The sequence below is a fragment of the Natronococcus amylolyticus DSM 10524 genome, assembly GCF_000337675.1.
Classification (GTDB): domain Archaea; phylum Halobacteriota; class Halobacteria; order Halobacteriales; family Natrialbaceae; genus Natronococcus; species Natronococcus amylolyticus.
Map to the genome: position 1 here is coordinate 325,582 of NZ_AOIB01000028.1, position 24,073 is coordinate 349,654.

Below are 24,073 nucleotides of genomic sequence, written 5' to 3' on the forward strand. Positions count from 1 at the left end.
GAAGACCCTCTCTTGTACCCGACGTTGGTTAAGCAGGTAATCTTGTAATTGGGGCCAGTCTGCTATGTACAGGGCAAGCGAATAACAGGGCCAATAACGGATATCGTCGACTTATTAAAAGTGTCCTGTATGTTTAGATCGACCTGAGAGAGCTGATTACCGTACAAAATAATTAAGTCAATGTGTGAATATCTGTCAGTATGGACCTCGATCCGCGCACCGAAGATCAACTCCAACTCCTCTGTGATGCTCGCAATCGCGCCATATGTGATATCCTCGCAGAGGCAGATGGGCCCCTTCACGTAACGGAGTTAGCGGATCAGATCGTGGCCCATGACGTGGACATAGTCAGCTCAGCGACCTACGACGAAAAATTCGATACTGTGTCTTTCGAACTTCACCATGTGCGGTTGCCGAAATTAGCAGAGGTTGCCCTGGTCGAGTACGATCCTGACGCGAATTTCGTCTCCCGGAAATCGTCACCGGGGTCCATGGTGGAGTGGCAGGACGAGAAGGCTCTCGAAACGCTGGTAACAAACCTTCCAGGTACTCGCGAAGGCGAAGAGGGCGATGTAGGAGTGATCGAAGGACTCGACCCAGCCTTCGAATACGCGCGAAAACTGGCCGACGAAGCCGAGGAGGAGTTGTTCGCGTTGTATGCCACTACCGACCTCCTCGAAGACGAGTGCGTCCGTCACGGCGAGCGTGCCCTTAATCGTGATGTGCGGATTTCTATCGGCTCACAGAACGAGACGGTTCGTGAACTGTGTCGAGAAGGACTACCAGAAGCCACCGTATGGGAGCCACAACTCGACTGGCTCAATACACCGACCTATCCGCGTGTGGGTCGGCTTATTCTCATAGATCGACGCAAAGTCATGTTTTCCGTCCTTACGGAACCGCCATCCGAGGAGGGTCCTCCCGAAGAGATTGCACTTATCGGTAACGGCGAAGAGAATCCGCTCGTCGTTCTCGTCCGCGAACTTCTCGGGCCGCGACTCGACCACCTCGACTACCAACATGATGATATCCGAAGCCATCTCCCTACCTACAATGACTGACGATAACACCCCGTCTGGACCAAACGACGCGACGCGATCCAAGAGTCTCAGCTATGAACTCGATGCGGACGAACGCCCAAGTGAAGTGGTCGTCCACGCCGTCGCAACACTAACCGACACGCCAATCCTCGATTTGGACCCACTGTACCATACGGTTGATCCTGATCACTTAGATGGCATGATTACCGGTCGAAAGAGTAGCGGAACCCCCACGGAAAGTTCATTTTCCTTCCATTACCACGGGTGTCGGGTTACTATGAATCAACACACGGTTCGTGTGCAGATTGATGACGATTGAAACATCAGCACCGCCATTTCGCACTGATAGAACTCTCGGTGTTACATTCGTATACCTACTCATCGGCCGATTCACTGTAGAAGCGGGTGTAATCAACACCGTGGGAAGAGTTCTATGACACGCTCAGTAGAAGCTACGGACCGACAGCAGGCCGTGAGTGAGCCCGCAGTGATCCAACGCGGGAACGGTGCGAGAGCGGACCGAATCTTAACCAACACTGGACGGGGTTAACCCACGCTGTTGGTTAAGACTGTGAGGGGCCGATCTACCCGGAGCCTTCACGCGTGGTTGCTCGGAAGGTGTGAGCCTGGAGCCGATAACAGGCCGTCAGTAGCTTCGAGAGCCGGCGCGTTTCTACTCGAGTAGTTGGGCCCGGTCCAGGGCAAGAGTTGGCCGGATCGTTCCCACCTGGAGCCCGGCCGTTGCCTTCGGGGTGATCGGAGCCTGCGGAGCCTTCCCGAGTAGATCCACAGAGAGCAACAGCGGGCCATGAGTGAACGCATAGGCTACTCAGGAGTCTTTCCCGTAGGTTGGACCCACCGCGGAGAGCCTTCGACGTGAGTGGATCACTACGGAGCCCTGGAGCCCGCGGAGTGGAGCCTTCCGGTGGCGGTCGGTAGTGGTCGTTAGTGGTCGAGACCTTCACGCGTCGTTGCTCGAGAAGTTAACCAACACTGGACCCCTCGAAACCCCCCGAAGTTGGTTAAGACTTTCACTAAATCCGAGGGTTTCGCCAATTCTCGGTCGTCGAGAGCCTGTAATTTGTCGATATTGATGGGTTGAGCCCAGTGGGTGGTTGTGGTCGATTGGCAACGCCAGCCGATACCCGTTTTCGTCGACATGGATGAGGGAGAGTGCCTCGAGGCGATCGCGATAGTTCCGGACTGTCCGTACCGAGACGGCCGCTCGGCCAGCAAGCTCACACTGTGAGAGACGACTCTCAGCGGTGAGAAGAGTGTGAACAATTCGGCCAATCGCCGGTGGGAGATCGGAGAGCAACTGCTCGGGCTCGAGCGTTCCCAGTGCATAGCGAAGTTCGTCCGGTCGAAGGTCTCGGCGTTCGTCTTTGCCGGCGAGTTGCTGCAGTGCTCAAACAGTGGTGTGGAGCGAACTGGCTGTTTCCCGAGTCGGTCGGCAACTTGTAGACTACAGGCTCCAAGTTGTAGCCGTTGTGTAGGATGTTAGATAAATGTCAAGAGAGAAACGTAGACAGCGAATTCGGGAGCTCCTCAACAAGCGCTACTAGATCTCCAAGCGGAGCTAACCGAATCTTTCTGTCTTGTACGGAGTACCTCTGACAGATCACTCGTCAAGCGCGCCAGCAGACTCAAGATAGTCACGGACCTCGATCAAGAATTGCCGATACCGCTCAAGATCCTGCAAGGCATTGTAGACGACATCATGCTCAATAATCTCTCCGTAAGTGTGTGCGAGGACGTTGCGGAACCGGGCTCCCTGTGCCATTTCGGTAGCAGTGGAAGTCGAGAGAATTCCGAGCTCTTCGAGCGCCTGCATCGATTTTGGATTGCTTTCCGGCGGTGACCCTCGCTCGTGTTTGACCAGTTCCTCAGCGATATCAATCCCTGCCTCGGTCATTTTCACGAACCGTCGCTCGACGATATCCTGACTCTCGGTGTCGGTATAGTACTCTTCTCTGCTTAGTGACTGTTTCCGAGCAAGGATACCTAGGCTGACCTCAATTGTCTCGACAGCATTCAGTATCCTGCTGAGGCGGTCTGGTGAGAAAGGCTCATCTGTCATTCTTCGCTTCACCGTCTGTTGCTGTCACAGCAGATCCACCGAGGTGATCGTCGATTTTAGTTAGTGCTGCGTCGAACCGTTCACGTGGCGACTGGATCGACGACTCTGTTGATGTGAGTTGGTCTCGAAGGGAAGTCGCATGCTCCGGATTACCAATGAGGATGACTCCTTGGTCGAAAATCGTCGTTGCTAGTTCTGGTGAGGCTCTTTGGAGATCCACAACATCTACCTCATCAGTCTCGAGTGTCTCACTGAGATCAGCACTCAGTCCGAAAAAGCGTTCATTGTACTCTGGATCGGCTGGTTGAACGTCTTCGAGGTCGACTGCGATATCAACATCACTTCGAGAATGAGTTTCTCCGCTCGCGTGAGATCCAAATAGGATCGCCAACCGAATCTCATGTTCTTCGAACACTTCCTGTAGCCTCTCGAGTGGGAGAGATTTGTCGAGGGTAGCCTCCTTCCAGGTTCTCATTGCCCGAAAACACGCCCTCGGTACACATAAACGCTCAGGCAGGCATCGTTAAGATAGAGCGTCAAACTCGAGATTGCTACTATACTCTAGGCCGTGACGTCCTCCCCGCTGTAAACACGGGGCTTCCTGTACGGCAGGTCGGGATATTTGCCGGTCTACGACACAACCTGTTCTCTCGTGTTGAACGTCCCGTTCTCGCGGTCGAACAAGTAGGTCGATAGCTGTGCCACGGATCACCATGCCGATCCGGTGTAAGAATCGTTCCGAGGAGTGAATCAGCTATGTCAAGGAGTGTCTGGTTCTTCTCGAGGAGAGCCGGAACAACGGGATCACGTCGCTCAGTGGTTGTCTGAAACGACAACGCCAGGCGATACCCGTTCTCGTCGACACGGATGAGATCGAGTACCTCAAGTCGATCGCAGCAATTCCGGATCGTCCGTGTCGAGAGGTCTGCTCGGTCAGCAAGCTCACGTTGTGAGAGCCGACTCTTAGCAGTGAGAAGCGTGTGAACGATTCGGCCAACTGTCGGTGAGAGATCAGAGAACAACTGCTCAGGCTCGAGTGTTCCCAAGGCATGGCGGAGTTCGTCCGGCCGGAGCTCTCGTCTCTCATCTTCACCGGCGAGTTGTTGCAGTGCCCGAGCAGCAGCGTACGGCGAACCGGCCAGTGCGTGGAGCAACGAAACTGTCTCTGGAGTCGGGTGCAGGTTCTTGGACCGTAGCATCCGAGTCGCAGCCGATGCATAGGCCGTTCGGTCGACCGTTGAAAGGGAGACGTGTACTGCGAACTCGGGAGCGTCCTCAGCGACCGCTGCTGGGCTCTCGAGCGATTGCTCGAGTTTCTGGCGGAGTCGGTGGGCGTCGTCTCCTCGAACGACTACTGATCTAATGAGCGTCCCCAGCGGGTCGTCGGCGTCAACGGTCGGTGAGAGTGCAGTCTGTCGCTTCTCTTCCCGAGCCTCGAACAGCTGTCGGTAGCTGGCGAACACACCGTATTTCGACTGAATTGCCGTTGCAATGCTGATCGAGGTTGCGAGTTCGTTCAGTGCATTGGTGTCAAGTCCAGCCGGCACCCGGAGTTCGCGAACGACGTCGATCTCGAGAGCGTCGAAGAGATGCACGATCGACCCGGAAAGGACGTGAGCCGACCGCATGATCGAACTCCGAAACCGATTGTGCTCCTCGTATTCGCCGGCAGAGAGTTTCGCCGTGAGATCCTCGAGCTCAGTCCCCCACTCGATGAACACCTCACGGAGCGTTTCGGGATCCTCGAGACCCTCATCCGAGAGCCCACCGATACAACGAGCATCACGCAGGATTGCCGGCGGATTCTCCAAAGACTTGAGGCGACTATTGGTGAGCACTCGGTTGAGCAAACGGAGGAGAGGTTAACGCTGTCGCGAGACGCACTCTGTATCCCAGAAGAAAGAATCAAATCCCTTGCAGTCGAACCCAGAGATAGCATGCCAGAGTACATCGATCCACAGGTGGAGGATCTGCGTGGGAGCAACAGTCCAATAGAGGTGACGCTCCTCATCGGTGTCTCTGGCAAGTATGACACTGCCACAACCTGTGAATCAGTTGAGCAGGCCGGTGGAACTGTCGACACCGAAATCGGGCGTGCGACACTCAGAGTAACTGCACCAGAAACAGCGATTGAATCCCTCTGTACACTTGAGGAGGTCAAATCGATCGAACTCGAGCGAGACGACGTTCAGGTGCTGGCTGAGGGAAACCCGAACTCCCGCCCGCGTGTGACACGGTAGTCGATCTTCGGCAGCGTATTTTCGAATCCTATCTTCAGACGCTTGGCGCTCGTGATTCGAAGAACAAGGGCCAGTTCATCCGAATCGGTATCGTCGACTCGCTCTATCAACCAGAACCGGAGCTGGCAGACGCGTTCTCTGTCAACCGCCGTGAAAACTACGTCCATTCGACGACGGGCGATACGACTGGCCACGGTGGGGATGTGTTCGAAACACTCGGATATTTTGCCCCGGATGCGGAATTCAATCTTTACCGCGTCATCGCAGAGAACGGCCGAACGCGCCGGGGTGACCTCGTTCAGGCGATCGCTGATGCGAGTCGCCATGGTATTGATTTTCTGAATGTCTCAGTTGGGATTGCTCATCATAAAGAGGACGACTACGATTGTGGGGGGCACTGCGTAGTTGAGTGGGCGTTCCTCTTGAGGAAGCACGTGCTACATAGAGCATGCGAACGTAATGCTGCTACTTCTATCAGCTATCGGTGGTGTTGATAGAACCGTGCTGAATACAGGGCGCGAAGGTGCAGTATTTCTAACCGAATTACACCTCGAAACCATCCGATGTGAACAATTATCGAGAGGCGCACCATCTAGAAACCCATGGCGTCAATCGGTAACATCACGTTCGCGTGTGAGGATCCTGAGGCCCTCGCCGCATTTTGGACCGCAGCAGTCGACTACGAACTGCAGGAGGCTCCGCCGGGGCTTCTTGAGGCTATAGAGGCTGAGGACGGCAATCCAAACGCAGCCGCAGCAGCAATCGATCCGGAGGGTCACGGTCCTCGACTGTTTTTCAAGAAAATGCCCCGGTCGTCGCCCGAACATATTCCGATTCACCTCGACCTCAACGCTGCTGACCGCGACGAAGAGGTCAAACGACTCGCTGAACTCGGCGCGTCTCTTGTAGAAACCAAAACCGAAACCACTGGTCCGTACACTGAGACCTGGACAGTTATGCGCGACCCCGAAGGGAACGGCTTTTGCGTGCAGTCACCGCCAGAAGAATAAGCAGAATTTGAAACGGATCAGTTTGCTACATCCATTCTCTATAGTTGGTCGGATGTTCCGGTGTCGCTCACGGCCTCGGTTAGTTCCTGTTGACGGCCGACTTGGGCGTCAAGCGTGGCGAGTAGCTGTTGGCCAGCCTCGAGCAACTCGACAGTCCGATCATCCGCTGGTCCGAACTCCGCGGGTGAGCGAGTTCTGCTCGGAGACAAGCAGCTGGGAGATTCGACTGCGATCGACGTCATGCATCGCTCGCAGGGCGTGCCTCGAGAACGCCTGGGCAGGCTCATCCGCGAGTTGCCGCAGGAGTTCGACCTTTCGGCCATCGGGATCCAGTACCTCGAGTGCTTGCTCAACTTGGTCCCCAGTAGGATGGTGTGTCTCTCGCCACCCGCTCACGCCGGGGAGATTGTCGCGATGCTCTCGAGCGAGCCAATGCTGTCAGTCCGGCGGTCGAGAATCGACGGCCAGCCAGTAGGTCCACAGCAGCCGTATCTTCACCCGAAGCAAAATCGCGAGTCGAAACGACATATGATGCGAGACCTTCCACGGTCGGCGTTCACAGCGCTCGATCACGGTCGTCAGAAACGACGCCACCGTTGGTCGGTTCTTCTGGTCGATCGGGGAAACCGTTACAACACAGAGGTCTGCAGTTGCCTCTCTCTGTTTCTCTTCAGGAAGCACGAACCGCGTTACGGCGCCAGTAAGCGGATCGACCGTCGCGGGAATGATTTCAACTTCGAACGATGTAGGTTCCTCTACGGTGAGCAGGAATCCCGACGTATTGGAGCCAAGCATCTTTCGTTCGGTCTCGGTCGGATCGAGCGTCTCGGTGCTGAACTCATACTCGAGCGCAGTGAGAGCTTCGGTCATCACCTTGAGCAACGACTCCTGGTCAAGTCCACAGAAGGTTCGCCATCGAGCACGGATCAACCATGTGAGTACTTTTGTCCGGATTGATGAATCCGTCATTTAATCGTCTGCCTGAGTGGTGATCGATTGATCAGGCTTCTTCTCGTGGAATTTTTGGAAGTTTCTGAGCTCTTTCGGTCCTGGTCGAGCAGTGGCGTAGCTTCCAATAATCAACGCAGCAATCCCAACGGGTACGCTGACGAGTACTTCGGCGTTTTCGACCGCCATGACGTCGAAAGCGAGTAGGCCACCATATGTCAATGTCCCTGCGAGCATCGCAGCAATTGCACCATACGCGTTAGCTCGTTTCCACCACGTTCCGATAGCCATCGCTGGGAACAGTCCACTTGCTGCAGCTCCGGCAACAAGGGTAATCATCAGCGCGATAATACTGGGTGGTGAGAGTGCGACCCAGGCAGCTGTAATCGCACCTGTCCAAGTGATAATCGCACCGAGCCAGGTTTCTTTGCGTTCGTCGAGATCGATACCCATTGTCTCGGGGATGTCGTGTCCGAGACTAGCACTCAATGCGATCAACAATGCGTCGGTCGTTGACATCACCGCAGCGAATAGGGCGGCAGCGCCGAATCCCTGGATAATTGGACCTGCATATTCTGCTAGAACAGCATAGTAGAAATAGTCCGCATCAGCGAGATTCGGTTCAATTGCCATAGCTCCGGCCGAGACGAACACGCCCATCAGAGTGAAAACTATCAGATAAACGACCGAGACCCACATTATTGAGCGTCGCGCAACCCGGTCTGTGTCGCTTGATAGAATCCGTTGCCCGAAGTATGGGAGACCGAGTGGAGCAAGCACCCAAGTCACTGCCAGTCCAACTAGGAATAACCCGGGTGCTGTTGTTCCACCGAAGCCAGGGTCGTTTGCGATTGCAGCAGAAATAGATCCTCCAGCGCCTAAATCCCAAATGATGAACGGGACTGGTGCAACAGCCACGAACATTACGATAACGCCCTGAATAAAGTCAGTCCATGTTACCGCCCACATTCCACCAACTGAGACATACAATGCGAAAACAACCGTCGCGATGAATACTCCAGCTCCGTAACCGACATTTGGAAGGACAAAGTCGATCGTGATTCCGGCAGCCGTGAGTTGTGGAATCAAGTATGCCCACGAAAAGGTGGCGAATAGTAGCGCTGCAACAATTCGGACTGCATTACTGTTGTAGCGTAATTTGAGGTAGTCAGGAACAGTGTAAACACCTGCACGACGCATCGGTGCTGCAACGAATATCATCATGAATACGAGTCCGCCGAGAATAGCAGAGAGGAACACTGCCATCGCACCGAGGCCAAACCCGTATGCCATTCCACCGATTCCAAAGAAGGTACCGCCACTGACTACTGCAGCAAAGAAAGCGAACACTTGGACGCGCAACGAAACTGTTCCACCAGCGATCCAGAAGTCTGCTGTAGATGCGTGTGCACGCTTGACAAAGAGTACCCCGATACCGATCATTAGTAAAAAGTACGCGACTACGACCGCAACTGCTGTGGCCGAATCCGCGACTTCGGGTGTAACGCCGTTCTGTAACGGCAACAGGCTAACAGCGATATTCTCGGCAGTCATGCGTTCTTCCCCGTTGTTTCGCGATCTTCATTTTTCGTCACATAATACTCGTGAACCATCGCCGACGCAGTAATGATCGCGCCCCAGAGAAGCCCGGTATATGTGAGTAGTGTTACTCCGTCGCCTGCTTCATGAATATAAAGTGGGTAGCCGATCAGTACTATTCCAGAGAGTACAATGGCAGCCGTAACTCCGACCATCGGTCGATACCCTGCGGTTGTTGCAATACTCACTTCATCATACGTGAGGTCAGTGTCTGTCTTCTCACTCTCTGACTGGTTTGTTGCTTTATCGGTCGGTTGTGACGTTTTGTTAGCCATAATTATCTCAATTCTGTGACTATATGTCTGGCATCAAGGGTACTCGTAGCCGATTCTGCCGTTGAAATCAGTCGAACATTTTCTGCCGGAATGCTATTTCTTGGACCCCTGTAGCGAGCCACCACGGTGCTGGTACGAGTAGCTGATTCGAGACCTGTTGATTCGGCCGTCCAGCCCTTGCTTCCGAAGAGAATTTGACTTTTGCCGGTCATACTCCACGAAACCAGCTTCTGGTCGAACAGCCAATCCATGACGAATCCAGAACGGCTGGATAGCGTGTATTCGCTTTTCCAGACTGGTTGCTACCAAGCACCATGGAAACAAATAGGGAACCAACACCAATGAGTTGAGGCGTTCAAGTTTGAACATGCCGCTAGATAAGTCGTACAATCGGATTCTGGTTGACCAAAATCACGCTTCACTCTATTCACTCTACGATTCAATCTGTCGACTCGTTACGAACTGAATTTCTATGAACGATGAGTAAGGTAGGTAGGAGTGGGTCTATCTACGGGATAGGGAGAAGCTATTGGACCTCCGATAGCCGACTCAATTCTGCCTGTAGACTGATAATAGGAGGAGAGGGTTAGGAAAAGCGCATTCCGCCGTTGACATCAAGGACCGTTCCAGTGACATAATTGGACTGCTGGGAAGCAAGGTACACGACACCTTCAGCAATATCTTCGGGCTCAGCCAGTCGATTCAAAGGGGCCCACTCTGGCCGGTAATCCTGGTCTTCGGTCATCGGGGTTTTTACCGCACCTGGTGCGAGTGCGTTCACGTAGATGTTGTGTTCGGCCGCGTTCTTCGCAAGCCAGCGAATAAGTCCGTGAATGCCGGCTTTCGACGCCGCATAACCCGCATCAGAGATAACGCCACCGACCTTGGCCGAAACGGAGCTGACACAGACGACCTTTCCGTACTCGTTTTCGACCATCTGATCGTAGAAAGCGTGAGTGACGAGGAACGTTCCCGTCTGATTGATACCGATTACGCGGTTCCATCGCTCGAGTGTCATCTCCGAAAAATCGTGTCTGTGGACAACACCAGCCACGTTGACGACGATTTCGATCGTATTGGCAAATTCTAACGCAACCTCACGAAGGTTATCTATATCGTTTGGATCAGAAATGTCTGTTAGGACAGTCTCGACGGCCTGCCCCTCCTCTTCGACCAGTCGAGCGGTTTCGGCGAGTCGTTCTTCGTCGAGATCCGTCGCAACGATGTCAGCACCTTCACGAGCGAGCGAAATACAGGTAGCCCTACCGATCCCACCCGCTGCACCAGTGACTACGGCCGTTTGACCGGATAGATCGGCAGGACCGCTCGTCATCGGGCTCACGGTCTAATTCACCCCCTTTTGCCGCGGCTCGAGTTCTTTCGTGATCGGTGCAAGCTGTCCAGCTGAGTGCCTGCGGTTTCGTGACTGTTGGCGAATCATAGTTTCATGTTCTGTGTCGTTTATAGTTCGATACCAGTGATGACCAGCGACTGTTCGAGTCGGACTTTCGCTGGTATGAAAGCTATGCGACATTTCGGTCTGCCTCCTTCCAGTATGGTTCCCGAAGTGCCTTCTTGTCGACCTTCCCGTATGGTGTCGTGGGGAGTTTTTCGACGAACTCGACATTTTTTGGCTTTTTATAATCTGCCAGGGCCTCATCGGCGAACGATAGTATCTCGTCTTCGGTCAATCCGTGAGGTTCTGCCGGAACGATGACTGCATGAACAGATTCACCCCAGTCGTCGTGTGGAATCCCGATTACAGCGACTTCAGCGACGCCGTCGTGTGCATCGAGTGCATCTTCGACCGTCGTCGTGTAAACGTTCATCCCGCCCGAAACAATGACGTCTTTATCTCGATCGAGAATGTATACGTAGCCGTTCTCGTCTTTTTTCCCGACATCGCCTGTCCTGATCCAGCCGTCGACGATCGTCTGCTCGGTTGCGTCCGGAAGTTTGTGGTATCCAACCATCGCGTAGGGTGCACGGAGGAGGATTTCTCCTTCCTCTCCGATCGGCACTGGATCAGTCGACGACTTTGCGTCGAGAGGGGCGATCCTGACGTCGACCATCGTCGCAGCCCGGCCACACGACTCGAGGGATTCGCCTGCTCCGAGGTCGTGGTCAGCCTTTTGGAGCGTAGTACCGATGTTCGGGATCTCACTCTGTCCATACAATTGGATGAATACTTGGCCGAAGGCTTCCAGTCCCTCCTCGAGGCGCTCTCGCGTAATCGGCGCAGCGCCGTATACCAATGTTTCGAGCGAGGAGACGTCAGTCTCTGACAGCTGATCGTGATCGAGGATGCGATAGAGCATCGTCGGTACCATCCACGTCCAAGTGATCGAGTCCGTCTCGACGAGTTCGAGGAACTCACCGGGATCGAACCCATCAGTAACGACGACGTGTGCACCTCGAAGCATTCCGGCGAGAAATGCGTATCCTGCAGAGTGCGGTAACGGCGTCGTCAGCAACATCTGCTCTTCGTGACCGATCTCGAGTTCGATCACGTGGGCGTGCAAGTCCATCGCTAAACCGAACTGGGTGTGTTTCGCTCCCTTGGGTTTCCCGGTCGTCCCACCGGTATACTGAAACATCGACAAATCATCTGATGTGACGTTTGCATCTACGCTATTGGGTTCACCCTTCGCAAGACAATCATCAAACGAGATGACACCATCCGGTGGATTCGGCGTGATTCCAACGATGTGCTCGAGTGCGTTGTTATTTGTCCGAATTGATTGGATCGTCTCAAGGAACTCGTCCTCTACGACGACTGCGGTAGCACCCGAGTCAGTCACAATATGTCGTATTTCCTCGTCGGAGAGCATATCATTCAGTGCGACCTTGACAAAGCCCCCTCGAACGCAAGCAAGGTCGGCGATAACGTACTCAACTCGGTTTGACGAAAGTAAGCCGACTCTGTCACCGGGTTCGACACCAGCATTCGCGAGTGCATCGGCAAGCTGTCCCGCGCACCGCCAGGCTTCTCCATATTTGATAGTTGTCTCACCGACCGTTACGAGAGGGTTTGACGCATACTTCTCACACGCCCGCTCGAGTACTCCTTGTAGCGTCGGTTCGCTGTTCACTGTGTGGTCACCTGGACCATACCACACTAGTTTCCTCGCTGCAGCAAGAAGAGGAAGGTTCAACGTTGAACCTTCGTTAAAATAGCGACCGATGTGTAGAGGCACATATGAAATTATTAATATGCCGGGAGCACCTTCGTGTTATGAGTACTAGGGGGCTCAGATTATGATAACGTACACGCTGGACATGGTACAGTACGACTGTCCGTATATTGATGTTTCTGACGACTTTACCTCCACGTTTACCGGCGTTCACTGGGACTTCGATGCAACACGTGAGGAGCTCGAATCTCGAGTTCTGGTCAAAGCAACTAATCGAGAAGAGTTACATAAGTCGTTACAGGCACTTTGCGACCATCGAAAAATGAGCCAGTATGAACTCTTGTCGGTCAAGAGTGACCGGGCAATTCTTCGAAACAGGGTCCCCGAAACGGAAGCGATGAAAACGATTCGCAGCCATGGTGGATATCTAACGGGACCGTTCGAGGCGAATAACGGGAGCGAAGTCTGGAACGTCGGTTTCGATGCTGCAGAAAATGCAGAGGAGGCATTATCGGCACTTGAACAGAACAACGAGTTTGCAGTCGAGTCCCGAGATATGATCTCGATCGATGATTTTCTCGATCTCGTCCGTAATGTAGGGTCAGCGAAACAACTTCTCGATAGCTGCCGAGATCTCACCGCTGTTGAGCGGGCGACAATGAAGCAGGCATACTCGAGAGGCTACTTCCGCTCACCACGCGATGCGACGCTTTCGACGCTCGCCGACGAGTTTGACGTCTCATGTTCTGCTGTTTCAAAGAACCTGCGCCGTGGGCAAGACAAATTGATCGGTAGCGCCGTTGAGGTCTTCGAAGATGAAACAGAGTGATTCGAACAATCAGAGGAATCGAAGCTCGCCAGCGATTGACACTGACGTTCACTGAAGATGTATAGTGGAAGTACCCCGTTTCGTCGATCCAGATGAGATCAAGCGCCTCGAGTCGGTCGGGGGTTCTTGGCCTGGAGGATCCGCGTCACAGCCGCTGCATAGGCTGTCCGGTCGCCCGTGGAAAGGGAAACACGGGCTGCGAACTCGAGAGCGTCCTCAGCGAACGCTGCTGGCGTCGATGTACTTACTCCCGTCCATCACCCTGTGGACTCCTGGGGTACACCGTTGTTGCAGTCCGGAACGAGCTTTGCGGCACCAATCGTTTGTGGAATTCTTGCAGCGATGGCTGGTGACCTGATTGAGCTCGGGGTTAGTCCGACACCGGCGGAGTTGCAGACGGCAATCGTACAGGGAACAGCTGAGTTGGATGAGGGCAAGCTCGCAAAGTTCCACGCTGGAGGAACGTGGGCCGTTCTCCAAGACCTGTAGTAGACCTGCTAAGAGTTTCTGACCGCGTATTTCGCGACTACTGTTTCATCTTGAGTAGGCCAGAATTGACTGTTACGTAGAGTATGCGAACTAGGCGATCGGTAGAAAGAGCGTATGGTTAGCAGTAGTAGACCCAGAAGGTGTGTTCGTTCGAACATTTAAGCTCCGTGTTATCACCGAACGCGGCGACGTACGGGCTGACTTTAATTTCTACGTCCCGTTCTGGGACTGATATGCTACTGCTCTCTCCACATTTCGGACACGCCACTTCGCGTGTTTCTGGCACTTGCATCAGAACTGATCATGTACTCTACGGCGCGAGTGATAATGAATAACACTGTCGCTGATTGATAGATTCGCGTCACTATGTCATCTGTTCATAGCAGATTGGTGCCGATCACAAGATAGCCTGCTTAACCAACAACGGGTGCGTCAGAGGGGCTTCCGTTGGTTAACTACGCCAGTAGTAGATTGGGAATCGAACGAGACTCAGTTGCTACGGAGTTGTGTGAGAAAGCGGCTGCTGCTCGAGCGGAGAGCCCATCTGAACGGTCCGGCTGCCTTCGGTGGGTTCTATCGCTGTGAGTGCAGCGGCTAGGCGCATCCATGGGCCCACCGTTGGATGCTCGAGTAACCGAGATAGATTCGGTGGCCAAAACAGTGCATTTCCAAGTAGGTCATTGGGATCGCCGTAGCGGTCTGGCGGGAGAATCGTCTCGAGCAATGCATCGGCTACGTCGAGTAGCGTTTGATTCTTCCTGAGACCAGTCGGAACAACAGGATCGTGGCGTTCAGTAGTCGTCTGGAACGACAACGCCAAACGATACCCGTTTTCGTCGACATGGATCAAATCAAGCCCCTCGAGCTGGTCGCGATAGTTCCGAATTGTCCGTGTCGAGATTTCTGCTCGGTCGGCAAGTTCGCGCTGTGAGAGACGACTTTCAGCCGTAAGGAGTGTGCGGACGATTCGGCCAACTGTCGGTGGGAGATCTGAGAGTAACTGCTCGGGCTCGAGCGTTCCCAGCGCATAGCGGAGTTCGTCCGGCCGAAGCTCTCGGTGTTCGTCTTCGCCGGCGAGTTGCTGCAAGGCTCGAGCAACGGCGTACGGTGAGCCAGCCAATCCGTGAAGCAACGAAACGATATCTCGAGTCGGTCGGGGGTTCTTGGTCTGGAGGATCCGCGTCACAGCCGCTGCATAGGCTGTCCGGTCACCCGTCGAAAGGGAAACACGGGCTGCGAACTCGGGAGCGTCCTCAGCGAGCGCTGCTGGCGTCTCGAGCGTTTGCTCGAGTTTGGGGCGGAGTCGGTGGACGTCTTCACCACGGATCACTACCGAGCCAATAAGCGTCCCTAACGGGTCGTCGGCATCGACGGTCGGCGAGAGTGCCGTCTGTCGCTTCTCTTCTCGAGCTTCGAACAGCTTGCCGGTAGCAGGCGAACGCACCGTATTTCGACTGATATAGGACTCCTCAGAAGGGAACTATCCGTTCGGACTGTAAAGGCATTCATGACTTTGTGATGACCGACCAGTGACGAATCGATGGATTTCAAACGCGAGTGCATACATCTGCTCTGCGCGATGTGCTGTAGCAAGCCCATCTCGATAATATGTTTTTGCTCGGTGGTCGCGCCATAAATCTGTGAGATCTTCTGCAGTCGCTTCTGAGAAGATTCCAAACGAAAAGGTTGAACGAATGATGGAGATCATCGATTCAGAGTGTGATGACTCAACGATAACTAGACTGCTTTCATACATTTGGTGTAGGATTCACCCTCTTGATCCGATTTGCTTTCAAGCTGACTAGGGGTCGGCAATAGAGACCTCGTTGTGCCGATAGGATATGCGCTTCAGGTGTCTTCCTCTCCGGCTAAATCAACGGTGCCATCTTGGTCTACAGTCACCGTGTAACCGAGATAGTCGAACTGTACTCTTCTAGTAGCGTTGTGGAACAGGTTATTCAAGGCATCAGGGTTGACCGCTTCAAAGAGCGGGGGTTCTAAATCGATCTCGCTGACGCCTTCTGCTTCGGCGACAGCTGCAATGACTTCGCTACTTAGCTTGGTGTGAGTTTGCTCGCCACCTGAGAACTCTTGGGACTCACTCATCAATACACGTGGATAGCTGTTGCCCACGGTCAGTTCTACCGTGGCATACTGCCGTGGTTTTTATGGGGCACTATCCTCACCCGGAGAAGATAGCAGAGTGGTTATGATCCGAAATGGTATTCGAAGAGCTTTGCCCTAATTTTTCGAAGGTGGGAGGACAGCGTGGAGGGAGAAATATCGAGTGCAGCGGCAACTTCCTCAGCACTAGCTCCTCCTGTCTCAAAATACCGCATTTCTGTGGCAGTACGAGCGACCTCTCGTTGCCGATCAGTTAGTCGTAGTCCTCCTCCATCTTCGGTATTTGCTTGGGCGCTGACATCCCTGCTGAACACTTTCTTCAGGTGGCACTCGATGTCTTCACCGTGACAGTACGCGAGGAATTCTTCGAAGTGACTGCGCTCCGAGGCGTGAACCCGAACCTGCCAACCACCGTCTACACCGGTTGCATCCATGAACCGTAACCCGGATTCTGTAAATGGCAGAATTTTTGTCTCATCGGAAAACCCAATTTTATAGATTCGAGACTCGGTAACCTCAGCGTTGACTTCCCAGTCAACTACGGTATGATCGGACCTCAGTGACGATTCGAACTGGTCGAAGTCGGGGGTCTGAACCAGATAGAACAACATGAGGGTGTCTGTAGGGGTTGTCGTTTGGGATTCAACACGAATGTCAAGGTTTTCGACCTCCTCCAGAGTCGTCGTCAACGATAAGTCAGAATGGCGCACGACCATCTCACCAATATGACTCATTGTCTCTCACAGGGAGTCGAATGCGGCTCTCGTTTGTTGGGACGTGGATGGAACATAGGTGTTGGTTTGAGTGTTCCCCGAGATTGAAACGGAATGGGGGAGTCTGATAGCTATTGGGTGCAAGGCATGAACGCTCATTAATTAGGCAGTATTTTCCCATACCCAAATTTCAGATTTTAAATGAAATTCTTGGAATTGGTAGAATTACCAACGGTCAATACGCAGGTCTACTGAACAGCTGGTTCGGCGTAGTTCGATTGAAATAAACGAGATCGGCTCTGTTGAAACCTTTCGTAGTTGATAGAAACAGCGTGCTGAATACAGAGCGCGAATGTAGCAGCAATCAGAAACCGACCAGTGGTTACTCAGAACAGGCCAAAACACGCCCAGCACACATAGGTTTATTGACACCCGCGTCGTCTATAGCCATATGCCCCTCAATGAAGTCGGAATTAACGCCTTCTACCTCGTGTTTATATGGGTTATCTTTATTGGTGGGATTTACCTTGATGCCATTCGCCGTGACATCGCTCGACCGCGCGCTAGAGCAGTTCTGTTTGGTGCGCTTGGGCCTGGTGGGGCACTCATATATTGGATGAGACACGGATGAGACATACCTCACGTACCCGGCTACCTACTCTTTCTGCGTTGGCCACCGATCCTACCGGCTGGTTCAGTAGATTCAGTGTGAAATAACCGAAGCTGCCGTGCTGAACTCATGCTCTGTATGCAGCAGGAATGCAGGAACGTATCACCTAGCGAGGGTTTCAACAGAGCCAATTCTCAGTTTCGCTGTCGCTGGCAGTTGCCTCAACTTCGACTTCAGTGAAGGATGCGCTGGCAGTACCTTCGGGGTTGTCGACGACTACATCGAAGGTGATGCTAACTGGCTCAGTTGCCGCGCTTCCCCCCCAGATTCGTCGTTCCTGACGCATGGAGTGTGAGCGTTACCTCTTGACTGGTCTGTGGCTGATGTTCCTACCCCTCGAGATGCACGCCGGTGTCGATTATCATACTTAGTATGAGATTCTCTCGACTTGTCTACGGTGACGATATGAGCACAAGACGAATTCGAGACAACAATCCGCACGTAGGCCGAGAGTGAGTAGCTTCCACACTTGGCCTCTGTGCGTTGATTACCGCTCAATTGTGGTTTGCCGATACTGATCGCGAGTGGCACGCTCGTGTGGATTCATCAACGCTGAGGACAACAACGCTTGCTCGGCCTTTCGTAGGTGTTCATGCAGTGTTGCACGACTGATCTCGAGTTCCTCGGCAAGTTCCTCGTTCGTTATTTTTCGCGGCCAGTCGTAATACCCACGAGCTAAGGCCTCACTGGCGACTTCGTGTTGTCGTGTAGTTAGCAGCGAATCCGAATTCGCTCTGAACTCCTCGAGACGACCAAGCGTTACCGTTCCGAACTCTTCTAAATCTTCGAGGATATTTTTGAGATCGGCGCGCTGAAAGACGAGAACGTTGTATTCTCTTTGCCGACCTGAAACCGTATTCGATCGCCGTAGCGTTCCGTGGTTTTTGTAGATAGCAGAATATGCCCCACAGGAGGGCTTGGTGACCAGCAAATTTCCGTCATCGAGCCGTTTTACATGCCGAACGTGGTCTGCAGCCTCGAGTTCGGCTTGAAAGTTGTCTGCGTGGGGCCCAGCTTGGAGAACAAACGTGACGACACCATTCTGAATTTCTTCAATTTCAATCGGGACTGGATCGCTAATGTCGGCTGTAAGCCGTCGAAGGATGCACTCTCGATGCTGCGTGAAATGGAGCGTCGCAGTAAACATCTCTGTCTCTCTATGTGAGTGAGTCGCATAACCAAAAGCCTAGTTACTCGCTCACAAGGCCGACCGCAGATTCCCCGCGGTATATAATTGGCCAACAGCTGTTGGGGGAATCCTTACTCCCCGATCTGCTATCTAGCACACTGTGCGATAACATATGTCATACAATATTGGCGTCGACGTCGGTGGGACGTTCACGGACGTTATCGTCTTCGACGAAGATACCCATGAACTGACCATAGACAAGGTTCTCTCCACACCTAAAAACCCCTCTGAGGGTGTTGTTCATGGGATTGCGGAAGCGACGACGAAAGCAGACACGTCGTTATCCGAAGTCGAGCTGTTGTTTCATGGCACAACGGTCGTGACGAATATGCTTCTCGAGGAGACAGGCGCTCGCGTCGGTCTCATCACCACTGCCGGTCACACGGATATTCTCCATCTGGCACGGGCGTGGACACCCGGGCCGCTGTATGGGTGGATGGGTATGGAGAAACCGGAGCCACTCGCAGATCTCGTCGACACGCGAGGGGTTGCTGGGACTATTGATTCGCCAACGGGCGAGGAAGTAGAACCGCTTGACGAGGCCGCAGTCCGGGAAGCTGTTCGTGAACTCGAGGCAGCTGGCGTCGAGTCGGTAACGGTTGCACTGCTGAATTCGTACCTCAATCCAGCCCAAGAGGAACGTGTCCGCGAAATCGTCTCCGAGGAAGCCCCGGAGCTTCCGGTTTCGATTTCATCCGAGATCGTCCCAGAGTACGGCGAATACGAACGAACGCTCACGACGGTTATCAACGACTATGCGCGCCCAACGGTCATCGGATATCTCGAGGATCTCGATAACTCACTCGCCGATGCTGGGTCGACGGCGACGATGAATATTGTCCGCTCGGACGGCGGGCTGATGAGCTCCAAGGCTGCCAAGGAACGACCAGTCGAACTCGCGCTCTCGGGACCCAGCGGCGGTGTCGTTGGCGCTGCGGCCATTGCCACGAAGAAAGGAACACCGGACGTCTTGACGCTCGATATGGGCGGAACCTCGACTGACGTTTCGCTCGTTGAAAGCGGGACGGCCGAAACAACGCGGCAAACAAAGGTCGGCTATCGAGAGTTTACGTCACGGTCGGTCGACGTGAACACCGTCGGAGCCGGCGGTGGTTCTATCGCGCGCGTCCAGCTAAACGGAGCGTTACAGGTCGGTCCAGAAAGCGCCGGTGCCGATCCCGGCCCAGCCTGTTACGGACAGGGTGGCGAGCAACCGACTGTTACAGATGCGAACGTCGTCCTCGGCCGTATTCCACCGAGTGTTCAACTCGGCGGCCGGATGGAACTCGACAGACAGGCTGCTCGTGACGCCGTCGCGACGGTTGCCGACGACCGCGGTAGCACGGTTGAGGAAGCCGCACAAGCCATTCTCGATATCGTCAACGAGAATATGCACGGTGCACTCCGTGTCGTGTCCGTTGAACGCGGGTATGATCCTCGAGAGTTTGGGTTGGTGGCATTCGGTGGCGCCGGGCCGATGCATGCCAACGCACTTGCAGATGTGATGGATGCGTATCCGCTAATCGTCCCACCGGGTCCGGGAGTGATGTCCGCGTTCGGATTTCTCACATCCGATATTCAAAACGAGTTCTCTGAGACCTATCTGGAGACCGAAGAGGACATTACCGGCGAAGACGTCTACGAGAAACTCCACGACCTCAAGGGCGAAGCGGGATCGTGGCTGGCTTCCGAAGGCGTCGACGAAGATGCTCACTCGTTCGATTATTTCGCGGAGTGTCGGTACTTCCGCCAGGACATCCAGATGTCGATTCCAGTCACGATCGACAATCTTCGAAGCGAGGCCGGTCTTGCAGAAATCAAGAACGACTTCGAGGCCCGCCACGACCGGCAGTTCGGATTCTCACTCGATGCACCCCTCGAGATCGCGAATCTCCGAGTCATCGGAAAGGGGACCGTACAGGGCGTGACCATCGAAGAGGAGGAGCTCACAGCATCCGATCCGAGTGACGCTGTAATCGATTCGAACGACGTGTATTTCGACGGCGACAACTACGAGACCCCAGTGTACGACCGAGCACGACTCCGACCAGGTAACGAGATTGAGGGACCTGCGGTCGTCACCGATAACGACTCGACGGTCGTCGTCCAGCCGGACCATCGCGCGACGATCGACCGCTACGGAAACATCGAAATCAATCGAGGTGAGGACCAATGAGTGATTCACAACCAGATTTTGTCGGCGAACACGACATCGACCAGACGACACTCGACATCATCGAAAGCACGCTTTCGAACACCCGCTACGAGATGGATCGAGTCGTCGAGACGACGGCGATCAGTCCGGTAATCCGTGAACAGTCCGATCAGTTTCCGCTGATCGCAGACGCGAAGGGTCGGATGGTCATGGGCCAGTTTGGCTCGGCCATCGACACGATTCTCGAGAATTCCGCGTTCGAGCGCGAGGATCTCGAGGACGGTGACGTGATCGCAACTAACGATCCCTACATGTGTGCTGGGGCCGTCTCGCATACCCCAGATATGCTCCTGTTGCGTCCGATCTTCTACGAGGATGATCTGATCGGCTTCTCGAGTCAGTGGGGGAACCTGATGGACGTCGGTGGGAAGACACCCGGTAGCATGCCCGTCCAGGCAGGGACGATCTTCGAGGAGGGGATGCGCTTGCCACCGGTCAAACTCTACAAGCAAGGCGAATTCGATAGCGAACTCCTCCAAACGTTCGCGCACAACACTCGACTCCCGAACCACGCGGAAGCAGATATCAAGGCGCTTGCAGCGGGGACGAAAGCTGCCGAAACTCGAGTCCACGAACTCTGTGATCGGTTTGGCAAGGAGACGTACGTGGAAGCGTGTGACGCCATTCTCGATCGTACCCGTGATGGGATGATCGACCTGATCCACGAGTTCATTCCCGAGGGAGAGCGCTACACGTTCGCGGATTACGTCGACGACGACGGCATGGGGAACGGTCCAATCAAGCTCCACCTCGAAATCTACCGGGAGGGAGAAACGGTGTACCTCGATTGGACCGGAACCGACGAGCAGGTACCGGGAACGGTGAACTTCCTCCTGAACGAGCAGATGTTCAAGATGTTCACCGGGGTCTTTCTAATCATGGCATTCGATCCCTTGCTCACGTTCAACGACGGCTACTACGACCTCTTCGACGTAACACTACCGGAGGGATCGGTCGTTCAGCCGGAGTTCCCGGCAGCGCTCGGGAATCGGTTACCGATGATGGCTCGCCAGTTCGACGTGCTCCAGGCAACATTCTCGAAGCTCATCGACGACTTCTCCGTCGCGGGGAGCTACGGAACGTCACCAAATCTCGTCTACGCGGGAACTGACTCCGAAGGTAACGACTTCCAGATGCTCGAGATCTTGTACGGAGGAATTCCTGCTCGACCGGGCGGCGACGGTCTCGACGGCCACTCCTGGTGGCCGCTGTTCCGTACCGTTCCGGCGGAGTATCAGGAGGCCTACTACCCGTTGACTATCGACGAGTACAGTACCCGAACAGACACCGGTGGCGCTGGCGAATTCCGTGGCGGTCACGGTATCACGAAGGTCTACACCTTCGAGGAGGACGGAGCGATAACCTTCCAGGACGATCGTGCACACACCTATCCGTGGGGTGTCGACGGCGGGCAGCACGGCCAGACGAGCGAAAAGAAGCTGATTCGGACCGACGGGACGGAAGAAGAGCTCCCGTCGAAAGTCGAAAACGTCGCCGTACAGGCGGGTGACAAGCTCGTCTTTAGCACCGCCGGTGGTGGCGGACTCGGTGATCCCGTAGAACGTGATCCCGACGTCGTTGCTACGGAAGTCGAACGAGGGCTCATCTCCGAAGTCACGGCACGTGAAGAGTACGGCGTCGTTCTCGACGACGATGGGGCGGTTGAGACTACCGCGACGGAGGAACGGCGCAATGAAATACGATCGAACCGTGACGAACCCGACGCGTTCGACTACGGTCCGTTGCCGGACAACGAGACACTCGAAGCGCAGATCGCAAACGAGCGCCGAGAGTTTGCCAACCGAGACAACTGAACGACACCTACTTCCACTACATCATCATGGACTGGCTCCACGACATCGATATCGACTACGACGACTCAGAGTTTGGTGCGAGTGTCGGTATTGGTGACCAACCCGCATTGGTTGTCATCGATCTCATAAATGCCTTCACCGATCCCGAAACGAGTCTCGGCTCGGACGTAACTGACGTTCTCGAGCAGAGTTCTCGGCTACTTGAGGCCTTCCGCGAGCACAACTTACCTCGGTACTTCACGACTGTCGCGTTCGAGGAGTCCTACGGTGATGCCGGTCGGTTCATCGAGAAGGTTCCTGCACTCAAAGAACTACAGCTTGGCACCGAAGCAGTTGAAGTCGACAATCAGGTCGCCCCGGTGGACGATGAACGAGTGATCCTGAAGAAGTACGCCAGTGCCTTTTACGGGACTGACTTACAAACCGAACTGACGACAGACCGTGTCGATACACTTGTCCTCGCCGGTGTAACGACGAGTGGCTGTATCCGTGCAACGGCCGTCGACAGTCTCCAACACGGTTACCGGACTATCGTCCCTTCGGATGCAGTCGGTGACCGTGCCGAAGGACCACATCGAGCCAATCTCTATGATATCGATACGAAGTATGGCGATGTTGTTACTACAGATACCGTACTCGAACACCTCTCCAACAATGAAGAAGAAAACTAACAATGAACAGACTGTATCGACGCTACCTTACCGACTTCGATCAGGTGATCGACGATGACTGAGTCCGGTGCAATACTCCGAGAGCACCTCAATCGTGACGAGATCTTAGCCTGTCCGGGCGTGCACGACCCGCTTACAGCCGGTGTTGCTGACGCCGTCGGCTTCGATGCGATATACATGACCGGATACGGAACCTCCCTATCGAAGACGGGCTATCCTGATGCCGGCTTTATTACGATGCCGGAGATGATCAGCAACGCTGCAAATATTCAGGAGCGTATCGACGTCCCACTGATCGCCGATGCCGATAACGGGTACGGAAACGCAACAAACGTCGTCCGAACGGTTCGAGAGTACATCAAGGCCGGCGTCGGCGCGATCCATATCGAAGATCAGACCTTCCCGAAACGGTGTGGTCATACGAAAGGCCGGCAGGTCATTCCGCGAGACGAGGCAGTTGGAAAGATCGAAGCTGCAGCTGACGTACGAGACGACCGTGGTGAAGACTTCGTCCTCATTGCTCGGACGGACGCTCGCGGTACCGGGGACGGATCACTCGACGAGGCGATCGGTCGCGCTAACGATTTTCTCGAGGCTGGGGCCGACATCGCATTCGTCGAGGGACCGACCGATGAATCGGAACTCGAACGTATCGGCCAGGAGGTCAACGGACCACTCGTCTACAATTTCGTCGGCGATCTCGGCTCCTCACCGTACGTTGAACTCTCCGTACTCCAAGAGTTAGGATTCGATCTCGTGTTGTTCCCAATCGCCGCGACACTCTCAACGATTGCAAACGTGTACGCTGACTTCAGCGCCTTCGCAGAGGATCCAGTTGCAGCAATGCGAGCCATCGATGATACGTTCAATTCTCAACCGATCGGTAGTCTCCACGAGTTTTCTGGGTTTCCAGAAGTTGTTGAGTGGGAACAGCAGTATCTCCCCGATGACGAACAAGAGAAGTACGAGGGATCACTGGGAGACGAGCTCGAATCCGAATAGCACCGAAAAGGTCGGTGATAGTTTAGTCCTG

22 protein-coding genes and 1 pseudogene are annotated in these 24,073 nt (G+C 54.3%); 9 read left to right on the forward strand and 14 right to left on the reverse strand.

Annotated features, from left to right (window positions below):
• The first annotated feature begins 200 nt into the window (after window positions 1-200).
• Complete coding sequence (locus C491_RS22540; protein ID WP_152421337.1) at window positions 201-1,061, forward strand: DUF7344 domain-containing protein; 861 nt, start codon at window positions 201-203, stop codon at window positions 1,059-1,061.
• The gene (locus C491_RS24250) at window positions 1,054-1,359 is read left to right on the forward strand and encodes a HalOD1 output domain-containing protein (RefSeq protein WP_005557616.1); all 306 of its coding nucleotides are present in this window, start codon (window positions 1,054-1,056) and stop codon (window positions 1,357-1,359) included. The genes C491_RS22540 and C491_RS24250 overlap by 8 nt, the downstream gene beginning before the upstream one ends.
• A gap of 1,302 nt (window positions 1,360-2,661) precedes the next feature.
• On the opposite strand, the gene hepT is transcribed toward C491_RS24250, so the two are convergent.
• The 3 genes from hepT to C491_RS23750 form a co-directional block, all read right to left on the reverse strand.
• Window positions 2,662-3,120, reverse strand: a complete 459-nt coding sequence (hepT, locus tag C491_RS14650; protein ID WP_005557618.1) for a type VII toxin-antitoxin system HepT family RNase toxin — start codon at window positions 3,118-3,120, stop codon at window positions 2,662-2,664.
• Complete coding sequence (gene mntA / locus C491_RS21830; protein ID WP_083909344.1) at window positions 3,110-3,595, reverse strand: type VII toxin-antitoxin system MntA family adenylyltransferase antitoxin; 486 nt, start codon at window positions 3,593-3,595, stop codon at window positions 3,110-3,112. Before mntA ends, hepT begins: the two co-directional genes overlap by 11 nt.
• Before the next feature lie 79 nt (window positions 3,596-3,674).
• Window positions 3,675-4,958: a winged helix-turn-helix transcriptional regulator gene (locus C491_RS23750; protein ID WP_241431332.1), complete on the reverse strand. Its 1,284-nt coding sequence runs from the start codon at window positions 4,956-4,958 to the stop codon at window positions 3,675-3,677.
• A gap of 99 nt (window positions 4,959-5,057) precedes the next feature.
• Between C491_RS23750 and C491_RS14655 the strand changes: the two genes are divergently transcribed.
• Together C491_RS14655 and C491_RS14660 are read left to right on the forward strand one after the other, a co-directional pair.
• Window positions 5,058-5,360 (forward strand): hypothetical protein, encoded by a 303-nt coding sequence (locus tag C491_RS14655; RefSeq protein WP_049892081.1) that lies wholly within the window; start codon window positions 5,058-5,060, stop codon window positions 5,358-5,360.
• 602 nt (window positions 5,361-5,962) lie between these two features.
• Window positions 5,963-6,370, forward strand: a complete 408-nt coding sequence (locus C491_RS14660) for a VOC family protein (protein WP_005557627.1) — start codon at window positions 5,963-5,965, stop codon at window positions 6,368-6,370.
• Window positions 6,371-6,808: 438 nt separating this feature from the next.
• On the opposite strand, the gene C491_RS14665 is transcribed toward C491_RS14660, so the two are convergent.
• The 5 genes from C491_RS14665 to C491_RS14680 all read right to left on the reverse strand — a co-directional run bounded on the left by C491_RS14665 (window position 6,809) and on the right by C491_RS14680 (window position 12,284).
• Window positions 6,809-7,240, reverse strand: coding sequence for a hypothetical protein (locus C491_RS14665; protein ID WP_005557629.1), 432 nt, complete (start codon window positions 7,238-7,240; stop codon window positions 6,809-6,811).
• Window positions 7,241-7,339: 99 nt separating this feature from the next.
• Entirely contained in the window at window positions 7,340-8,872 is a 1,533-nt protein-coding gene (locus C491_RS14670) for a sodium:solute symporter family protein (protein ID WP_005557631.1), read from the reverse strand.
• A complete protein-coding gene (locus C491_RS22560) occupies window positions 8,869-9,192 on the reverse strand; it encodes a hypothetical protein (protein ID WP_152421338.1) in 324 nt (107 codons plus the stop codon). The genes C491_RS14670 and C491_RS22560 overlap by 4 nt, the downstream gene beginning before the upstream one ends.
• A gap of 586 nt (window positions 9,193-9,778) precedes the next feature.
• Window positions 9,779-10,525, reverse strand: a complete 747-nt coding sequence (locus C491_RS14675) for an SDR family NAD(P)-dependent oxidoreductase (protein ID WP_005557633.1) — start codon at window positions 10,523-10,525, stop codon at window positions 9,779-9,781.
• A gap of 190 nt (window positions 10,526-10,715) precedes the next feature.
• Window positions 10,716-12,284: an AMP-binding protein gene (locus C491_RS14680; RefSeq protein WP_049892085.1), complete on the reverse strand. Its 1,569-nt coding sequence runs from the start codon at window positions 12,282-12,284 to the stop codon at window positions 10,716-10,718.
• A 187-nt stretch (window positions 12,285-12,471) separates the two neighbouring features.
• Between C491_RS14680 and C491_RS14685 the strand changes: the two genes are divergently transcribed.
• The gene (locus C491_RS14685; protein WP_206537574.1) at window positions 12,472-13,155 is read left to right on the forward strand and encodes a helix-turn-helix domain-containing protein; all 684 of its coding nucleotides are present in this window, start codon (window positions 12,472-12,474) and stop codon (window positions 13,153-13,155) included.
• 607 nt (window positions 13,156-13,762) lie between these two features.
• Here the strand turns inward: C491_RS14685 and C491_RS24390 are convergent.
• The 6 genes and pseudogenes from C491_RS24390 to C491_RS21855 all read right to left on the reverse strand — a co-directional run bounded on the left by C491_RS24390 (window position 13,763) and on the right by C491_RS21855 (window position 18,298).
• On the reverse strand, window positions 13,763-13,936 hold the full coding sequence (locus C491_RS24390) for a hypothetical protein (RefSeq protein ID WP_449289269.1): 174 nt from the start codon (window positions 13,934-13,936) through the stop codon (window positions 13,763-13,765).
• 204 nt (window positions 13,937-14,140) lie between these two features.
• Window positions 14,141-15,088, reverse strand: coding sequence for an HTH domain-containing protein (locus C491_RS23755; RefSeq protein ID WP_005557639.1), 948 nt, complete (start codon window positions 15,086-15,088; stop codon window positions 14,141-14,143).
• Window positions 15,089-15,124: 36 nt separating this feature from the next.
• Window positions 15,125-15,319: pseudogene (locus C491_RS24255) on the reverse strand (hypothetical protein); the annotation flags it as partial.
• Between the two features lie 173 nt (window positions 15,320-15,492).
• Window positions 15,493-15,750: a HalOD1 output domain-containing protein gene (locus C491_RS14695; RefSeq protein WP_005557641.1), complete on the reverse strand. Its 258-nt coding sequence runs from the start codon at window positions 15,748-15,750 to the stop codon at window positions 15,493-15,495.
• A 101-nt stretch (window positions 15,751-15,851) separates the two neighbouring features.
• Entirely contained in the window at window positions 15,852-16,502 is a 651-nt protein-coding gene (locus C491_RS14700; RefSeq protein ID WP_005557643.1) for a helix-turn-helix domain-containing protein, read from the reverse strand.
• A gap of 1,136 nt (window positions 16,503-17,638) precedes the next feature.
• On the reverse strand, window positions 17,639-18,298 hold the full coding sequence (locus C491_RS21855) for a helix-turn-helix domain-containing protein (protein ID WP_005557644.1): 660 nt from the start codon (window positions 18,296-18,298) through the stop codon (window positions 17,639-17,641).
• A gap of 154 nt (window positions 18,299-18,452) precedes the next feature.
• Between C491_RS21855 and C491_RS14710 the strand changes: the two genes are divergently transcribed.
• The 4 genes from C491_RS14710 to C491_RS14725 are packed head-to-tail and all read left to right on the forward strand — an operon-like array spanning window position 18,453 to window position 24,042.
• A complete protein-coding gene (locus C491_RS14710) occupies window positions 18,453-20,516 on the forward strand; it encodes a hydantoinase/oxoprolinase family protein (RefSeq protein ID WP_049892010.1) in 2,064 nt (687 codons plus the stop codon).
• On the forward strand, window positions 20,513-22,369 hold the full coding sequence (locus C491_RS14715) for a hydantoinase B/oxoprolinase family protein (protein ID WP_005557649.1): 1,857 nt from the start codon (window positions 20,513-20,515) through the stop codon (window positions 22,367-22,369). The genes C491_RS14710 and C491_RS14715 overlap by 4 nt, the downstream gene beginning before the upstream one ends.
• A 26-nt stretch (window positions 22,370-22,395) precedes the next feature.
• Complete coding sequence (locus C491_RS14720) at window positions 22,396-23,040, forward strand: isochorismatase family protein (RefSeq protein WP_005557651.1); 645 nt, start codon at window positions 22,396-22,398, stop codon at window positions 23,038-23,040.
• 54 nt (window positions 23,041-23,094) lie between these two features.
• Entirely contained in the window at window positions 23,095-24,042 is a 948-nt protein-coding gene (locus C491_RS14725) for an isocitrate lyase/PEP mutase family protein (protein WP_049892014.1), read from the forward strand.
• The last annotated feature ends 31 nt before the right edge of the window (window positions 24,043-24,073 follow it).

What these genes read in the sequence shown, in the direction of transcription:
- C491_RS14670 (WP_005557631.1), bottom strand. Translation starts at nt 8,872, where the DNA reads ATGACTGCCGAGAATATCGCTGTTAGCCTGTTGCCGTTACAGAACGGC.
- C491_RS24250 (WP_005557616.1), top strand. Translation starts at nt 1,054, where the DNA reads ATGACTGACGATAACACCCCGTCTGGACCAAACGACGCGACGCGATCC.
- C491_RS14685 (WP_206537574.1), top strand. Translation starts at nt 12,472, where the DNA reads ATGGTACAGTACGACTGTCCGTATATTGATGTTTCTGACGACTTTACC.
- C491_RS14675 (WP_005557633.1), bottom strand. Translation starts at nt 10,525, where the DNA reads ATGACGAGCGGTCCTGCCGATCTATCCGGTCAAACGGCCGTAGTCACT.
- C491_RS14660 (WP_005557627.1), top strand. Translation starts at nt 5,963, where the DNA reads ATGGCGTCAATCGGTAACATCACGTTCGCGTGTGAGGATCCTGAGGCC.
- C491_RS14720 (WP_005557651.1), top strand. Translation starts at nt 22,396, where the DNA reads ATGGACTGGCTCCACGACATCGATATCGACTACGACGACTCAGAGTTT.
- C491_RS24390 (WP_449289269.1), bottom strand. Translation starts at nt 13,936, where the DNA reads ATGCAAGTGCCAGAAACACGCGAAGTGGCGTGTCCGAAATGTGGAGAG.
- C491_RS14665 (WP_005557629.1), bottom strand. Translation starts at nt 7,240, where the DNA reads ATGACCGAAGCTCTCACTGCGCTCGAGTATGAGTTCAGCACCGAGACG.
- C491_RS14725 (WP_049892014.1), top strand. Translation starts at nt 23,095, where the DNA reads ATGACTGAGTCCGGTGCAATACTCCGAGAGCACCTCAATCGTGACGAG.
- mntA (WP_083909344.1), bottom strand. Translation starts at nt 3,595, where the DNA reads ATGAGAACCTGGAAGGAGGCTACCCTCGACAAATCTCTCCCACTCGAG.
- hepT (WP_005557618.1), bottom strand. Translation starts at nt 3,120, where the DNA reads ATGACAGATGAGCCTTTCTCACCAGACCGCCTCAGCAGGATACTGAAT.
- C491_RS14655 (WP_049892081.1), top strand. Translation starts at nt 5,058, where the DNA reads ATGCCAGAGTACATCGATCCACAGGTGGAGGATCTGCGTGGGAGCAAC.
- C491_RS14700 (WP_005557643.1), bottom strand. Translation starts at nt 16,502, where the DNA reads ATGAGTCATATTGGTGAGATGGTCGTGCGCCATTCTGACTTATCGTTG.
- C491_RS21855 (WP_005557644.1), bottom strand. Translation starts at nt 18,298, where the DNA reads ATGTTTACTGCGACGCTCCATTTCACGCAGCATCGAGAGTGCATCCTT.
- C491_RS14715 (WP_005557649.1), top strand. Translation starts at nt 20,513, where the DNA reads ATGAGTGATTCACAACCAGATTTTGTCGGCGAACACGACATCGACCAG.
- C491_RS22560 (WP_152421338.1), bottom strand. Translation starts at nt 9,192, where the DNA reads ATGGCTAACAAAACGTCACAACCGACCGATAAAGCAACAAACCAGTCA.
- C491_RS22540 (WP_152421337.1), top strand. Translation starts at nt 201, where the DNA reads ATGGACCTCGATCCGCGCACCGAAGATCAACTCCAACTCCTCTGTGAT.
- C491_RS14710 (WP_049892010.1), top strand. Translation starts at nt 18,453, where the DNA reads ATGTCATACAATATTGGCGTCGACGTCGGTGGGACGTTCACGGACGTT.
- C491_RS14695 (WP_005557641.1), bottom strand. Translation starts at nt 15,750, where the DNA reads ATGAGTGAGTCCCAAGAGTTCTCAGGTGGCGAGCAAACTCACACCAAG.